Annotated in this window: 17 protein-coding genes; 11 read left to right on the top strand and 6 right to left on the bottom strand. The window is 43.3% G+C overall.

Annotated features, from left to right (window positions below; all coding sequences use genetic code 11):
* Positions 1-120 precede the first annotated feature (120 nt).
* The 5 genes from NG55_RS17960 to NG55_RS17940 all read left to right on the top strand — a co-directional run bounded on the left by NG55_RS17960 (position 121) and on the right by NG55_RS17940 (position 3283).
* A complete protein-coding gene (locus tag NG55_RS17960; RefSeq protein ID WP_016540755.1) occupies positions 121-516 on the top strand; it encodes a putative signal transducing protein in 396 nt (131 codons plus the stop codon).
* Between the two features lie 74 nt (positions 517-590).
* The gene (locus NG55_RS17955) at positions 591-986 is read left to right on the top strand and encodes a hypothetical protein (protein WP_065344009.1); all 396 of its coding nucleotides are present in this window, start codon (positions 591-593) and stop codon (positions 984-986) included.
* 65 nt (positions 987-1051) lie between these two features.
* Positions 1052-1399: a GFA family protein gene (locus NG55_RS17950; RefSeq protein ID WP_065344008.1), complete on the top strand. Its 348-nt coding sequence runs from the start codon at positions 1052-1054 to the stop codon at positions 1397-1399.
* Between the two features lie 23 nt (positions 1400-1422).
* A complete protein-coding gene (locus NG55_RS17945) occupies positions 1423-1986 on the top strand; it encodes a DUF4256 domain-containing protein (RefSeq protein ID WP_065344007.1) in 564 nt (187 codons plus the stop codon).
* A 133-nt stretch (positions 1987-2119) separates the two neighbouring features.
* The gene (locus NG55_RS17940; protein WP_065344006.1) at positions 2120-3283 is read left to right on the top strand and encodes an acyl-CoA dehydrogenase family protein; all 1164 of its coding nucleotides are present in this window, start codon (positions 2120-2122) and stop codon (positions 3281-3283) included.
* Between the two features lie 60 nt (positions 3284-3343).
* On the opposite strand, the gene NG55_RS17935 is transcribed toward NG55_RS17940, so the two are convergent.
* The 4 genes from NG55_RS17935 to NG55_RS17920 form a co-directional block, all read right to left on the bottom strand.
* Positions 3344-4081, bottom strand: coding sequence for a hypothetical protein (locus tag NG55_RS17935; protein WP_016540750.1), 738 nt, complete (start codon positions 4079-4081; stop codon positions 3344-3346).
* 17 nt (positions 4082-4098) lie between these two features.
* A complete protein-coding gene (locus NG55_RS17930; protein ID WP_065344005.1) occupies positions 4099-4716 on the bottom strand; it encodes a DUF6915 family protein in 618 nt (205 codons plus the stop codon).
* A 119-nt stretch (positions 4717-4835) separates the two neighbouring features.
* Positions 4836-5345: a GNAT family N-acetyltransferase gene (locus NG55_RS17925; protein WP_065344004.1), complete on the bottom strand. Its 510-nt coding sequence runs from the start codon at positions 5343-5345 to the stop codon at positions 4836-4838.
* The gene (locus NG55_RS17920; RefSeq protein WP_005259673.1) at positions 5342-5941 is read right to left on the bottom strand and encodes a TetR/AcrR family transcriptional regulator; all 600 of its coding nucleotides are present in this window, start codon (positions 5939-5941) and stop codon (positions 5342-5344) included. Before NG55_RS17920 ends, NG55_RS17925 begins: the two co-directional genes overlap by 4 nt.
* A gap of 195 nt (positions 5942-6136) precedes the next feature.
* On the opposite strand from NG55_RS17920, the gene NG55_RS17915 reads away from it, so the two are divergent.
* From NG55_RS17915 to NG55_RS17890, 6 genes are all read left to right on the top strand, one after another.
* Positions 6137-7945, top strand: coding sequence for an acyclic terpene utilization AtuA family protein (locus tag NG55_RS17915; protein WP_065344003.1), 1809 nt, complete (start codon positions 6137-6139; stop codon positions 7943-7945).
* A gap of 10 nt (positions 7946-7955) precedes the next feature.
* Entirely contained in the window at positions 7956-8831 is an 876-nt protein-coding gene (locus tag NG55_RS17910) for an SDR family oxidoreductase (protein WP_065344002.1), read from the top strand.
* A 3-nt stretch (positions 8832-8834) separates the two neighbouring features.
* The gene (locus NG55_RS17905; RefSeq protein ID WP_065344001.1) at positions 8835-10448 is read left to right on the top strand and encodes an acyl-CoA carboxylase subunit beta; all 1614 of its coding nucleotides are present in this window, start codon (positions 8835-8837) and stop codon (positions 10446-10448) included.
* Positions 10449-10539: 91 nt separating this feature from the next.
* Positions 10540-11700, top strand: coding sequence for an acyl-CoA dehydrogenase family protein (locus NG55_RS17900; RefSeq protein ID WP_065344000.1), 1161 nt, complete (start codon positions 10540-10542; stop codon positions 11698-11700).
* Between the two features lie 10 nt (positions 11701-11710).
* Positions 11711-12541: an enoyl-CoA hydratase/isomerase family protein gene (locus NG55_RS17895; protein ID WP_065343999.1), complete on the top strand. Its 831-nt coding sequence runs from the start codon at positions 11711-11713 to the stop codon at positions 12539-12541.
* 86 nt (positions 12542-12627) lie between these two features.
* Positions 12628-14586, top strand: coding sequence for an acetyl/propionyl/methylcrotonyl-CoA carboxylase subunit alpha (locus NG55_RS17890; RefSeq protein ID WP_065343998.1), 1959 nt, complete (start codon positions 12628-12630; stop codon positions 14584-14586).
* A 34-nt stretch (positions 14587-14620) separates the two neighbouring features.
* On the opposite strand, the gene NG55_RS17885 is transcribed toward NG55_RS17890, so the two are convergent.
* Together NG55_RS17885 and NG55_RS17880 are read right to left on the bottom strand one after the other, a co-directional pair.
* Positions 14621-15094, bottom strand: a complete 474-nt coding sequence (locus NG55_RS17885) for a hypothetical protein (RefSeq protein WP_065343997.1) — start codon at positions 15092-15094, stop codon at positions 14621-14623.
* 26 nt (positions 15095-15120) lie between these two features.
* A complete protein-coding gene (locus NG55_RS17880; protein WP_065343996.1) occupies positions 15121-15969 on the bottom strand; it encodes a sterol desaturase family protein in 849 nt (282 codons plus the stop codon).
* Positions 15970-16037 lie beyond the last annotated feature (68 nt).

Raw genomic sequence — 16037 nt, 5'->3', positions numbered from 1 at the left:
GCCATGTGAGAGTAAGTCATCGCCAGCTTTTAAATACTAAACACCCCCTCCGCTTACGCTGAGGGGGTGTTTTTTATTGCAAAGAATTTTATATACTGATTGTTTTAAGGGCTTTCTGATATGACTTGGATCGTTGTACAAAGCTTTTCATTTCCCTACGAGGCTCAAATTGCCAAAACGCAATTAGAAGCAGCTGAAATTCCAGCACGTATTGAAAATGAACATACGATTAATATGGATTGGCTTTACTCCAATGCTTTAGGTGGTGTGCGACTATTAGTTCCTGAAAGCTATGCTGAAGAGGCTAAAGCATTACTTGCTCAAGATTTTAGCCAAGAAGTAGAACAACAGTTTGGAGCAGCAAGTGAAAGCTGTCCTCATTGTGGCAGTACCGATATACAACCGTATACAGAAGGTAAACGTCCTGCTTATGTGGTTTTTCTACTGCTAGGTTTTCCACTCTTTTCTTATAAAAATGGAATGAAGTGCCGACAGTGCCAATATTTTTGGAGCTAGTGCTGTATTGGAAAAGCGGCAAGATGTTTTAAATATGATTGACTTAAACTTAAAATAAAAAGAGCATTCAAAAAATGAAGATTGCCAAGCAAATTTTATGGGTAGATTGTACTGCGGCTGCATCCGCAGGCTTGATTGTGTTGTTCGCTGGCGAATGGTTCAGTCAGCTTTATCATTTACCTAAGCATGTCGTCATTTTCATTGGTTGCATTAATCTCTTATATGCATGCTATTCATTTGCACTAGCCAATTATAAAAAACGCTCACTGTTGCTCATCAATATCTTGGCGATCGCAAATAGCATCTGGGTCGTGGTTTGTTTGTTTATGCTTTGGCGATTTTGGCAAGAAATGACAATCTTTGCAGTGATCCATCTTGCTGGAGAGGCGGTCTTTGTTGGTGCTTTAGCTCGATTAGAATTTCAATGGCGGCATCAACTGATATGTTCTTATCACCAAAGAAATAACTAAATTATGTGGACATCATTTAAACAGCTTTGTTTAATACAGTAGAACATTATAAAAAGGAAAATAAGATGGAATATAAAGGAAGTTGTCATTGTGGAAAAATTACCTTGGTTGCACAAGGTGAGTTAACCGAGGCTTTGTCATGTAACTGTTCGATTTGCCAACGAAAAGGTTCATTGTTATGGTTTTTACCTAGGGATCAGGTTGATATTTCAATTCAAGAAGATGCTTTAGCGAGCTACCAGTTTAATAAACATATGATCGATCATCATTTCTGTAAGATCTGTGGGATTCATCCTTATGCAACAGGTATCGATCCGCAAGGGAATCAGATCTATGCCATTAATGTTCGATGTATTGAAAATTTAAATTTGGAAAGCCTCAAAATCAATCCTTTTGATGGACGCTCAGTGTAATCATAAAATCTAGAGTATAAAAAATGACTAAGAATAAGAAGTTAGAGTCTGAACAAGCGACAGAGTTACTGGACATATTGAAAAAACGTTTTGAAAAGAATATGCATCGTCACAAAGGCTTGAATTGGGTTGATATCGAGGAGCGATTACAGCAGCAAGCAGAAAAGTTATGGTCGCTCAGTCAAATGGAAGAAACGGGGGGAGAGCCAGATATCGTTTCACTTGATTCTGAATCAAGTGAAATCATCTTTTATGATTTTGCTGTAGAAACACCAAAAGGGCGTAGAAGCCTTTGTTATGATCGTGCTGCTTTAGATGCGCGTAAAGAACATAAGCCCGAAAACAATGCGATTGAGCTTGCTGAGGCAATGGGTATTGAATTGCTCACAGAAGAGCAATATAGGCAGTTACAGTCAGTTGAACATTTTGATTTAAAAACCTCAAGTTGGGTCAAAACCCCAGAAGATGTACGTAAATTGGGTGGTGCAATTTTCTGTGATAGCCGTTATGGCCGAGTCTTTACTTATCATAATGGTGCTCAATCTTATTATGCGACCCGTGGGTTTCGTGGTCGATTAAAAATATAGTTTTATGATTAGACCTCCACTTTTGCATATTTTTTAATTTTTAATTGAGCCAAGCGCTTGCTTGGTTTTTCTGGTTTTGCTACTTTAGTGCTCATTCAATAAACAATGATCAATAATTGCTAGGAAGCAGAATATGCACCTTAATCCTTTGTACTACAATGAGCAGCATCTTGAATTTGCCAAGAGTATTCGACGTTTTGTTGAAAAAGAAATTTCGCCTTTTATCAATGAATGGGATGAAAGTGAAACCTTTCCGCGAGAGCTCTATAAGAAAGCTGCAGATATTGGTCTATTGGGATTAGGATTTGAAGAGCAGTATGGTGGGATTGCGGGGACAGATGCATTTTATACCTTGTTATCTTCGATTGAGTTAGCAAAATGCGCTTCAGGTGGCTTAGCAGCCTCTTTACTGTCACATACCATTGGTGCGCCACCCATCCAGCACTTTGCCAATGAAGATGTTAAAGCTGAGGTACTCCCTCAAATTCTATCGGGTGAAAAAATTTCGGCACTGGCGATTACTGAGCCAGGCGGCGGTTCAGATGTCGCTTCTCTTAAAACCAAGGCAGTGCGTGAAGGTGATTATTTTCTGGTGAGTGGCGAAAAAACTTTTATCACTTCAGGGATGCGAGCGGATTATTACTCAGTGGCTGTACGTACCGATCCGAATGCGAAAGGCGCAAATGGTATATCTATGCTGTTGATTGATGCACATAGTGCAGGGATCAGTAAAACTAAACTGGATAAGATGGGATGGTGGGCATCCGATACGGCACATTTGCATTTTGACAATGTCAAAGTGCCTGCTAGCCATTTATTGGGCCCTGAAAATATGGGCTTTCTGGTGATTATGAATAACTTCAATATGGAGCGTTTTTTTCTTGCAGCCAGTAGTTATGGTTTTGCCCTGACTTGTTATGAGGAAGCATTGGATTGGGCACAGCAACGCCAAACTTTCGGTAAGCGTTTGGTCGATCATCAGGTGATGCGTCATAAGTTAGTGGACATGGCCACTCGTCTGACGGCAACCCGTACTTTACTCGAGGATACTGCTTATCGCTTGGGTAAGCCAGAATTGCAAGGCAGTGAACTGATTGCCCAGATTTGTATGCTTAAGAATGTTGCGACTCAAACCATGCAATTCTGTGCCGATGCTGCGGTACAAACACTCGGAGGCATGGGCTTTATGCGCGGTACTAAGTCCGAACGTATTTATCGTGAAGTGAAAGTGAATATGATTGGTGGAGGTGCAGAAGAAATTATGAAGGATTTAATTAGTAAACAGTTGGGCTATTAAAACTGTTCTAAATATCATTAAAAGTGCGGTTAGAACACCGCACTTTTTTCATTTTGAGATTTATTCGAGTTCAGCCAATTCTTCTAAAGAAATCTGACGGATTTCAAAGATAGGTTGTTTTAGAAATGAATTTAATGCTTTGATATCAATAAATTTTATATTGTCGAGTGCAATACCTTCGATGCTATCTTTTTCAGCATCATAGCGAATATCCGCAGTTTGCTCGATAAACTGTTTCAATAACAATGGGCTATCGCTCAGCTCTGCAAGGGGTTTATCCATCAAGGCTTCGAACTCATAGTCCATCGCATAAATATTGGATTCCCACGAAACATCACTAAAGTTCTCATCTTGGCTAGAAATAATACTGCCAGTTTCATAGCCAGAAAAATAGTCTTCTTCTGAGTTGATCCAGAGGACATAGCAAGGCTGTGACGCATCGACTTCTAAAAGTTGATACCAGACAATACCTGAAATTTGGGCAAATTCGAAAGCATCATCTTCATTCAGTTTCGGAATTTCACCATCTTCGATATCAAATTTTTTGCCTGTTTTTTCTAATACCAAAGCTTCAAGTTTTTCGTAGACCTCATCATCTACTTCACCATTGCCGATGTCATAGTTACAGAGTTCATCATAATATAAGCCCTCAACAACTAAGGTTTTATAGGCCTTTTCTGCTTCAACTTTATCTGTATAAATTTGTTTGATTGCCCCAGTTGAAACGCAGTTGGTCAGATGCCATTCGTCATTATAAGCAAAGTCATTTTGACGAATTACGTATTGGATATTGCTCATTTTTATTTCCCCTTAAGTTAAGCAATTTTAGTTTTTAAGTCTTGCAGCTTAGCTGCACTCGGTGGCACAGCCATGCCATTGTCCATCCAGAGTTCAAAACGCATCGGATTGAAAAAGAAATCAGGACGAATATCAAAATCAATAAATTTGGCTTCACCTTTTCCCATCATCGGAAGAATGCTATTGATAAACCAACTATTATGGGTAATCAGCAAAGACTTTAATTGTCCCGTCACCGATAATGGCGAGAGCAGGGTTGCTGACAGCTTTGGATCATTAATCACATCAGCATGGAACTTCTCTAAGCGTTTCGCCAATCCATCTGTAGGGATATCCTGCATCGCTGCAACAAAATCACCTAAAGTTGGAATAAAACGATGATGGAAATCAACCAATAGGTGGTCTTTTTCACACAGGTCTTTCACCTCGATGCTTTTGCCTGCACTATTTTCGAAATGATGCCCAAAGATTGGAATAATCACTTCTTGAACACCCCAAAAGGTATGCAAGATACGATGGCGATTGTCTGTACACAACATTTTGGTGCTGTCGATTAGAGCATGAATATCAATATAATCTTCAAGCTCGCCCCCACGACGTTTCACCGATATATTGGCATGTTGTACGGGATTCATTGTTACTAATTCTTATAATCGTTTGATGTTTAACAACAATAGCAGCTTTCTAATACAACGAATATAGATAAATAGACGTGAGCGATAAGCTGTGTCGTGCTTAAATTGGAATCAATTTTTTAGAATGCCTGATATTTTTTATCGGTCCAATCGGCATTTAAAATTGCCCAACGTTCATGATCTTTCCATTCTTTTCCGCCCACTCGTAGATACTGGCGAGAAAAGCCTTCTTTTATAAAACCTGCCTGTGCCACAAGGCGAATAGAGGGCAGATTGTCTGGTTGGATATTGGCTTCTAGTCGATGTAGATTCAGTGTTTGAAATGCTTCGTGTAAAACCAGTTGCAACCCTTGTCGCATATAGCCATGTCCTGCATAAGGATGAAAGGCTTCGTAACCTAAATAAGCAGAATGAAAGTAACCACAAACAATATTCGAGATATTAAAGGTGCCAACAATGGCGTGATTTTCTGTTAAACAGACAAAATAACGATGTTCTTGCACGAGGTAGTGTTCAAAATCAGCTGGTGGATAGGTCCATGGTTGATGCAGTTGAATACTATTTTGGTAGGCATGTTTGATTTCGGCTAAATCAGTGGGTTGAGGCTTACGCAAATAGACTGGACTCATTTCACCGCCATTTCCCAAACCATTTCAGTCAATTCATCAATTTTGACTTTGCCTTCGGGTTTGTACCATGTCACTGTCCAAGAAATCGAACCACCGAGCAAACGACGCCAAATAAAAGCATCATGTTTGACTTTACCTTGGGCGCGTAGTTTTTCAATCACATCCAGCCAAACTTGCTCGTATTCATTACGCATTTTTAAAAGGTAGTCTTGTTTTTCTTTAGAAAGCGCAAACCATTCGTGTACTAAAACCGCCATCGCAGCGCCTGTATCACCTGCAATCGAGAGTAACTCCGCTTTAATGAGATGACGTAATTGCTGTTCAGGATCGGTTGAGCGTTCAGCTGCTTCCTTTAAACGGGCAAAGTTATAAATGATGGTTTGTTCCATCACTGTCGCCAGAATCTCATCCTTACTTTTAAAATGATGAAACAGGCTGCCCGATTGAATGCCAATAAACTCACCGAGCTGACGAACCGTGGTTTTATCATAACCTTGCTTATAAAATAGATAGGCAGCACCTTGCAGTAAGCGTCCACGTGGACTGTCATCAAAACAAACAATCTTGGGTATTTGCTCAATTGAGGTTGCGATCATGCCTATTCGTCTATCCCGTTTAATCTAAAGTCTATTGTAACAAAATTCATTTGATGCATTGTCTTATCTTTTTATAACAAGCATTTGCTTGAGTTTGTCTATTTTTGCCAATACAGCATAGCATTATGTACTTTACAAACCAAGCACTTGCTTGGTAATGTTAAGGCGTTTTTAGCAATAACAATGAGAAAGCGCATGACAACTGTCAAACAGGATGACCAGAGGGTAGTCAAGATTGGGTGTGCATCAGGGTTTTGGGGCGATACCAATACTGCTGCATTTCAGTTGGTGCATCTGAGTGATATTGATTATCTAGTCTTTGATTATCTGTCAGAAATCACCATGTCGATTATGGCCAAGGCGATGATGATGGATCCAAGTCATGGTTATGCGCTGGATTTTGTTAGCCGAGTGATGTCACCACTGATCAATAAAATTTCTGAGAAAAAAATAAAAGTGATCAGCAATGCAGGTGGGGTGAATCCACTGGCTTGCCGTGATGCCTTACAGAAAATCATTGATGAAAAAGGCTTAGATTTAAAAGTCGCAGTGGTACTGGGTGATGATGTATTGCCCAAGCATGGTGAATTACTCACCCAAAATGTTCAGGAAATGTTTAATGGTGATGCCTTGCCTGCGCATGTTGCTAGTAGCAATGCCTATTTAGGTGCTGTTGCGATTCGCGATGCTTTAGATTTGGGTGCAGATATTGTGATTACAGGCCGTGTGGTCGATTCAGCAGTTGTGCTTGCCCCATTATTACATGAATACAAATGGTCACTGGATGATTATGACAAGCTGGCACAAGGTTCATTGGCAGGGCATGTGATCGAATGCGGTGCACAATGTACTGGTGGTAATTTTACCGATTGGCGTCTGGTTCAAGGCTTTGACAACATGGGCTTTCCAATCGTAGAGGTCAGTGCTGATGCTTCATTTATCGTGACCAAGCCGAAAGGGACAGGTGGCCTCGTTTCAACTGCAACGGTAGCAGAGCAGATTGTCTATGAAATTGGCAATCCGCAAGCCTATCTTTTACCAGATGTAAGCGCTGATTTTAGCCAAGTGCATTTAGAACAGGTGGGAGAGCATCGAGTCAAAGTGACAGGAGCAACAGGTCGTGCGCCAACTCAGCAATATAAAGTCAGTGCCACCTATGCCGATGGTTATCGTGTCTTGGTCAGTTTCTTGATTGCAGGTCGGGAAGCACCAGAAAAAGCACAAGTGATTGCGGATGCCATTATCAACAAATGTGAACGGGTTTTGGCACTGCGTTCAGTTCCTCCGTTTAGTGAAAAATCTGTTGAAATTCTTGGCATTGAAAGCACCTATGGTACACATGCGAAAGTGAAAGACAGTCGTGAAGTGGTGGTTAAGATCGCGGTAAAACATCTATTTAAAGAAGCTTGTATGTTCTTTGCGTCTGAAATTGCCCAAGCCTCAACAGGCATGGCACCTGCATTGGCGGGAATCGTCGGCGGTCGACCTAAGGCATCCGCTGTGGTGAAGCTGTTCTCGTTCCTAATTGATAAAGATCAATTAAAAGTCGAAGTCGATTTTTCAGGACAACGTTATCCCGTTCAGATCCCCGTTGGACAATCTTCACAGGATTATGCGCAGCATCTCGTTGGTGACGTAGGCGCGTATCAAGGCGATGAGATTGAAGTTCCTTTAATTGAGGTAGCACATGCACGCAGTGGCGATAAGGGCAATCATAGCAATATTGGGGTGATCGCGCGCAAGGCTGAATATTTACCTTGGATTCGCGCGGCACTGACAGAAGCCAATGTCGCCGCGTATATGCAGCATGTTCTTGACCCAGAGAAATCAAAGGTGATTCGTTACGAATTGCCTGCAATGCATGCGCTGAATTTCATGTTGGAAAATGCATTGGGTGGTGGAGGGATTGCCAGTTTGCGGATTGATCCGCAGGGCAAAGCCTTTGCACAGCAATTATTGGATATGCCGGTGAAAGTGCCAGCACAACTGTTAGAAAAATATTAAGGATGTAAACATGGGTTATCAATCAATTTTCAGGACAGATGCATTTGCTGACAAAGTAGTGATCGTTACAGGTGGTGGTTCTGGCATTGGCCGTTGTACTGCACATGAGTTGGCTTCTTTGGGGGCGCAAGTTGTCATCACAGGACGTAAAGTTGAAAAACTGGAAAAGGTTAGCCAAGAAATTCTGGAGGATGGGGGCAAAGTCCATTTTATTGTCTGTGACAATCGTGATGAAGAGCAAGTCAAAAACATGATTGCTGAGGTACTGGAAAAATTTGGTCAGCTCGATGGATTAGTCAATAACGCGGGTGGACAATTTCCTTCTGCATTAGAGAATATTTCTGCCAATGGCTTTGATGCTGTGGTCCGTAATAACTTGCATTCAACCTTTTACTTGATGCGTGAAGCTTATAACCAGTGGATGGCAAAACATGGCGGTAGCATCGTCAATATGACCGCAGACATGTGGGGTGGTATGCCTGGTATGGGGCATTCGGGTGCAGCACGTTCAGGGGTCGATAATCTCACTAAAACAGCTTCGGTTGAATGGGGCAAGTCGGGTGTACGTGTCAATGCAGTTGCACCAGGTTGGATTATTTCTTCGGGCATGGACAACTATAGTGGTGATTTTGCCAAAGTGATCATTCCAAGTTTGGCGAGTAATGTTCCGTTAAAACGTATGGGTACTGAGTCTGAAATCTCTTCCGCAATTTGTTATTTACTCTCCGATGCTGCGGCTTTTGTTTCGGGTGTCACCCTTCGCATTGATGGGGCGGCATCACAAGGCACACGGATGTATCCATTAGCTGATGCGACCAATAATGACGCTTTTAATGGTTTCCATCGTGCTTTTATCCCTGACATATTCAAAACGGATGGAGACTAAACAATGAGTATTCTCCAATCTGAAATTGCTGTAGGTAGTGAACAATATGAGCAAAATCGAGAGGCTTTATTAACGCAGTTGGCTGAAGTTCGTGCGGTGCAGCAAAAAAGTATTGATAAGTCTTATGCAGCAAAACCCAAGTTCGACAAGAAAGGCAAAATCTTGCCGCATGAGCGTATTCGTTTACTGTTAGATGCCGATTCACCTTTTGTCGAGTTGTGTGGCTTGGTTGGCTACAACATGCATGACGATAAAGATGGTTCCGAAGCCGGTGGCGGGGTAATTGCTGGCATTGGTTTTGTCAGTGGTGTACGTGCCTTAGTCTCTGCCAGTAACAGTGCAATCAAGGGTGGCACCATGTCACCGATGGGAGTACATAAAACCCTGCGCCTGCAAAAGATTGCATTAGAACAAAAGTTGCCAATGGTGACATTGACGGAAAGTGGCGGGGCAAACCTGAACTATGCGGCTGAAGTCTTTACTTATGGCGGTATGACCTTTGCCAATCAGGCACGATTGTCTGCGGCAGGGATTCCCCAAGTCGCTGTGGTGCATGGCAACGCAACTGCGGGTGGTGCTTATCAACCAGGTTTGTCTGACTATGTGATTGCAGTCCGCAAGCAAACAGAAATGTTATTGGCGGGCCCACCGTTGTTATTGGCTGCAACAGGCGAAGTGGCGACTGCGGAAGAACTGGGTGGTGCAGAAATGCATACCCAAGTTTCAGGCGTGGCGGAATATCTTGCGGAGAATGATGCTGATGGTATTCGTTTAGCGCGTGAAATTTTTGAACATCTCAATTGGAAAGAACAGACCGCACAATCGAATCAGCATTATAAAGAACCGCGTTATGCGGCTGAAGAGCTGTTAGGTATTGTCCCGCAAGATCCGAAGCAACCTTTTGATATGAAAGAAATCATTGCACGGATCATTGATGATTCGGATTTTCTGGAATTTAAACAGGAATATGATGCCTTAACTATTTGTGGTTGGGCAAAAATGGGGGGACTGCATATCGGCATTATTACCAATAATGGGCCGATTACCCCACAAGGGGCAGCTAAAGCAGCGCAATTTATTCATCTGTGTGAACAGACCCAACGTCCACTCTTATTCTTGCACAATACCACAGGTTTTATGGTCGGAACCGATGCGGAGCAGAACGGTATTATCAAGCATGGTTCTAAGCTGATTCAGGCTGTAGCCAATGCAACTGTGCCAAAAATCTCGATTGTGGTGGCAGGCTCTTACGGCGCAGGTAACTATGCCATGTGTGGCCGCAGTTTATCTCCGCAATTTATTTTTGCATGGCCCAATTCGCATGTGGCGGTGATGGGCGCGGCACAAGCAGGCAAAGTCTTGCGTATCGTGGCTGAGGGCAAGCAAAAAGCCTCTGGGATGGAACCGAATCCGCAGATGCTGGATTTCTTGGAACAAAGTACAGCAATGAAATTGGAACAGCAGTCGACTGCTTTATTCAATACTGCAATGCTGCATGACGATGGCATCATCGACCCAAGAGATACCCGTAAAGTACTGATCTTTTTATTACAAACTATTTATGAAGCACAACAACGTGAACTCAATCCAACACGATTTGGTGTGTCGAGATTTTAATAATCCCTCCCAACCTCCCTTTAAAAAGGGAGGAGTTCCCCTCTTTAATTAAAGAGGGGTTAGGGGAGATTAAATTTAAGGAACAAAAACAATGAAATTTACCGCAGAACATGAAGCTTTACGCCGGACCACACGCCAGTTTGTTGAAAATGAATTAAATCCTTTTATTCCTGAGTGGGAAGAGGCGGGCCGTTTTCCAATTCATGACGTGTTTAAGAAAATGGGGGATTTGGGCTTATTGGGGATTTGTAAGCCTGAGGAGAATGGTGGTTTAGGACTCGATTATTCATACAACCTTGTGGTGGCAGAAGAATTAGGTCGTGCCGCCTGTGGCGGTGTACCCCTAGCGATTGGCGTGCAAACCGATATGGCGACGCCTGCACTGGCTCGTTTTGGTAGCAAAGAACTACGAGATGAGTTTTTAAATCCTGCGATTCGTGGTGAATATGTCGCGTCGATTGCGGTCTCGGAAGTGCATGCGGGTTCTGACGTGGCAGCCATTAAAACTACAGCAAAAAAAGATGGCGACGATTATGTGATTAACGGCAGCAAGATGTGGATCACCAACTCATTGCAAGCCGATTTCTTTTGTCTATTGGCAAATACCTCGGATGACAAACCACACGTCAATAAATCCATGATTATTGTTCCTGCAAAAACGGCAGGGATCAGCTTTTCAGAACCCTTAAATAAACTGGGCATGCGTTCAACCACCACGGCACAGGTCTATTTCGACAATGTGCGTGTACCGCAACGCAACTTGGTTGGGGTGGAAGGCATGGGCTTCATGATGCAAATGATGCAGTTCCAAGAGGAGCGGATGTGGGCCTGTGCCAATGCTGTAGGAGGTATGGAAAAGGTCATTCAGCAAACCATTGATTATGCCAAAGAACGTACTACCTTTGGTCAGCCTTTGATTCATAACCAATATGTACATTTCCGTTTTGCAGAATTGATGACTGAAGTCGCAGCCCTGAAAGCTCTAACTTATCAAGCCTGTGAGCAGCATATTGCTGGTAAGGATGCGACCTTGATGGCATCGATGGCGAAATTGAAAGCAGGACGCTTAAGCCGTGAAGTGGCAGATAGCTGCCTACAATATTGGGGCGGTAATGGCTTTATGTGGGACAACCCCGCATCACAATTGTTCCGTGATGGTCGCTTAGGTTCGATTGGTGGTGGTGCAGATGAAATTATGCTCGGAATCATTTGTAAGCTCACCGATATCTTGCCGAAGAAACAGAAAAAATAGGAGCAGGAGCATGACAGTTGCAACTTCTCTTGCAAGCTTGGCGATAGATGACAGCATTCAGCTAGAACAACAGGGCAGCATTTTAACGTTATGGCTAAATCGTCCTGAGAGCCGTAATGCCATGAGTTTGAATATGGTCACTGCCATTCAACAGGTGTTTAGCCAGATTGCCGATGATTCATCCATTCGTGCTGTGGTTTTACGTGGTCGAGGTGGGCATTTCTGTGCTGGCGGTGATATCAAAGATATGGCGAGCTTACGTGTTGAAGCTGCGAATACAGGCAGTTTGCAACCTTATGTTGATTTTAACCGTCGTTTTGGGGCCATGATCGAACAGGTTGATCAAGCTCCCCAAACCGTTGTTGCTGTGCTGGAAGGGGCAGTGCTTGGTGGAGGCTTTGGCTTAGCCTGTATTTCAGATATTGCCATCAGCCGTGAGAGTGCTCAGTTTGGTCTGCCAGAAACAGGCTTGGGCATTTTACCTGCACAGATTGCGCCTTTTGTGGTGAAGCGAATTGGTTTGACCCAAGCCCGTCGTTTGGCCTTATTGGGTTTACGTTTTGATGGCAAGACGGCTTTGGACTTAGGTGTGGTTCATCAAGTTGCACAAGATGATGTTGAATTAGAGCAACAACTTATGGATACCATTCAGCAGATTAAACGTGCTGCGCCTTTGGCCTCACGTGCCACCAAAGCCTTATTACATCGAACTTTGAATGAACCTTTAGCACAGCTTTTGGATGATGCCGCACAACAGTTTGCTCAGGCAGTTGGTGGTGCAGAAGGTCAAGAAGGAACCATGGCCTTTATTCAAAAACGTAATCCGAGTTGGTTTGACTGAAATCTCCCCTGATCCCTCTTTATTAAAGGAGGGACTTCACCTTTTAAAAGGTGGATTGAGAGGGATTTAATAATAGAGATGAAACAATGAGTTTTTCAAAAGTCTTAGTGGCAAACCGTGGTGAGATTGCTGTTCGCGTGATGCAAACAGCTAAAGCAATGGGCTATCAAACGGTTGCGGTGTATTCAGATGCAGATGCCAATGCCCGTCATGTACAGCTGGCAGATGAAGCGGTTTATATCGGTGCATCTAAAGTGGCCGAATCTTATTTATCCATTGCTAATATTATAGCAGCCTGTCAGAAAACAGGAGCTAATGCGGTCCATCCTGGTTATGGTTTTTTATCTGAAAATACCGATTTTGCTCAGGCTTGTCTCGATCATGGCATCACCTTTATTGGGCCAAAGGCTGCGGCGATTGAGCTGATGGGGAGTAAACGTCTTTCTAAAATTGCCATGATTCAAGCAGGGGTGCCGTGTGTGCCTGGTTATGAAGGTGATCAGCAAGACCTTGATTACCTAGCACAACAAGCTGAGCAGATTGGCTATCCTTTAATGGTCAAAGCTTCTGCGGGCGGTGGTGGGCGTGGCATGCGTCTGGTCCAACACGCTGCTGATATATTAGAGGCATTAAAAACAGCACGTTCCGAAGCAGAGAATGCCTTTGGTTCGGGTGAGTTGATTTTAGAAAAAGCGGTAATTGCCCCACGTCATGTCGAGATTCAGGTCTTCGGCGATACGCATGGCAATTATGTGTATTTATTTGAACGGGACTGTTCGATTCAACGCCGTCATCAAAAGGTGGTTGAAGAGGCGCCTTGTCCAGTGATGACACCTGAACTACGTCAGAAAATGGGTCAGGCTGCTGTTGCTGCAGCTCAAGCTTGTGATTATGTCGGGGCAGGCACGGTCGAGTTTCTGCTTGATCAATCTGGTGAATTCTATTTCTTGGAAATGAATACCCGTTTACAAGTCGAGCATCCAGTCACTGAAATGGTCACAGGCTTGGATTTGGTGGAGTGGCAATTGCGTGTTGCCAATGGTGAAACATTGCCACTACAGCAACATGAGCTGACATTGAATGGGCATGCCATTGAAGTCCGTTTATATGCAGAAGATCCACGTCAGGACTTTCTGCCACAAACAGGTAAAGTGCTGCGTTGGCAAGCAGCAGGTGCGGATGGCAGTTTACCCAATGTTCGTGTTGATCATGGCATGCTGGAACACGGTGAAATTAGTCCCTTCTATGATCCGATGGTGGCCAAAGTGATTGCCTATGGCAAGACCCGTCAGGATGCGATTCGCCTGCTTGCCAAAGCGGTTGAGGATTGTGTTTTGCTTGGGGTGAATAGCAATAAGCAGTTTCTTGTCAATTTATTGCGCCATCCGATCATTGTGGCTGGGGATACCAACACCGCATTTATTCAGCAACACTTCCAAGAAGATGTCAGCCTGCACCAACAAACGTTGACACTCGAAACCTTAGCCGTAGCAGCCGCATTGTTTAGCCAGCAAAATCAGCAGCAATTCGCTTGGCAAACTGGTGTTAGTATGCCGTTTCCACTGAAATTGAAATATGCCGATCAGCAGATATTGCTGCATGTGCAAAATGATCAGCAGCAGGTCAAAGTTGCGTTATGTGATCAACACGCGACAATCAAGATTATAAGCATCAGTGATGAACAGGTTGTTTATAGCTGTGAAGGTGTTCGACGCAAGCTCGCCTATGTCTTCGATCAAAATCAGCTGTATTTAGATAGAGGCAATGGTAATAGCGTGCTTGAAAATATTACTTATGCAGCCCCAGAGGCAGCAGAAGTGGTGGGTGATGGCAAAATCCGTGCGCCAATGGACGGTGCGATTGTGAATCTGTTGGTCAATGTAGGAGATTCGGTAACAAAAGGGCAGACCTTATTGGTGCTTGAGGCGATGAAGATTCAGCAACAAATCAAATCCGATGTCGATGGCGTTGTCGAGGAGTTGATTGGTCAAGTCGGGCAACAGGTGAAAAAACGTCAATTGTTGTTAAACCTCAGCACGACTTGAGGGTGGCAATAGAATAGAACAAAAAAGCGAGGTGTTATGCCTCGCTTTTTAATAGGTGCAGCACCGCATCTAAAGAATGCTTTGAATTCCCTTGCAATTCTTGTGTTGCAAATTCAGCTAATGCTCGTTCATGCGCCAATAAATACTGGAGAAAGTCTTGTGTGTTGGTATCGGCGTGTTGCTGCATCCGCTCAAAAGTGACCATAAATGGTTGTGTACCTTGCTTAAGTAAATGCATGGCTAGTTTCCATGGCAGTTTAGCCATCGCAACGCCTGATGCTTTGGCCTGTAACTTAACATGCAAACGAATTGTGGCTGTTTGACCTTGTTGAATTAAGTACTGCTGTAACTTGCGTAGGGTTTGGGTTTCCAGTTTGGCCAAAGTTTGCCATTTTTGTTGTTGCTCAATTGAGCGTGCATATTTGGCGGCATTTAAAAAGATCAGTTCACCCAGTATTTCTGATTCAAGTGCTGTGTTGAGGTCGTGTTGATATTGTGGGTAATGCATCGCTGATTTCCTTTAATTTATGTGTCTTATTGGTTTTTTCTAGCAAATGGCCAACGTATTTGTTTGAGATAAGTCTTCGGTAGCGCAGTCTTTAACCCGACTTGTCCAGCTTTTACGGGTTTGCTTTCATAGTAATATGTCCCAAACAGATGATCCCAGATCATCCAGAATTCACCAAAGTTTTTACGACCAAAACCATGTTTATGATGCCAGCGATGGACTTCGGCAACCCCGAGTAAATGCCTAAAAGCACCTAAAGAATAATCCAGATTGGCATGCTGAAAAGCCAAATGAATCGCGGTTAATCCCATCCAAGTACCAATTAGATTGGCTGGTGCACCGATTAAGGTAATACAGATAATTCCCGGTGCAGCGAGCAGAATAGCGCTTAAGGGATGCCGACGTTCACCATTCAGCCAATATAATCGTTCAGAACTATGATGAAGAGCGTGCAGTTTCCATAGAAATCGTTTTTTATGACTGAAGTAATGCATCAGCCATAAGCCAAAATCGATGATGAGACCGACAATCAGTAATTGTAGCCAGATCGGTAGAGAGGCTGGCCAAAAGCTCGGAATATGGATCAGCTGCCGAAATAAAGTAATGCATTCTGCGGTAATAAAAATCATGATGATACTCAAGCTGGCATGCAGAATATCAACACCTGTATCTTCGTGATCGTTTAACCAGGTTTGCTCATAGGGCTGAATCTGCTCAAGCAGAGCAACCAGCCCAATCGCAACGGCTGCGATTAAGGGTACATAAGGCCAATAAGAAAGCGTGCCAGTTGCAATGGGGAATAAAAAAAACAGACTCAGCCCCATAATCAAGGGATAACTGCTATAGCGAATGAGGTACTGGATTAACTTCGGCATGGTGTATTGTTCCAAAACAATGAACAGTCACTATGCCTGTGCGATTGCAGGACTGAATTGAACAAAAC

The organism is Acinetobacter gyllenbergii, assembly GCF_001682515.1.
Lineage (GTDB): Bacteria > Pseudomonadota > Gammaproteobacteria > Pseudomonadales > Moraxellaceae > Acinetobacter > Acinetobacter gyllenbergii.
The sequence above is the reverse complement of the archived record's forward strand: the minus strand, read 5'-3'. Positions and strand labels throughout refer to the sequence as shown.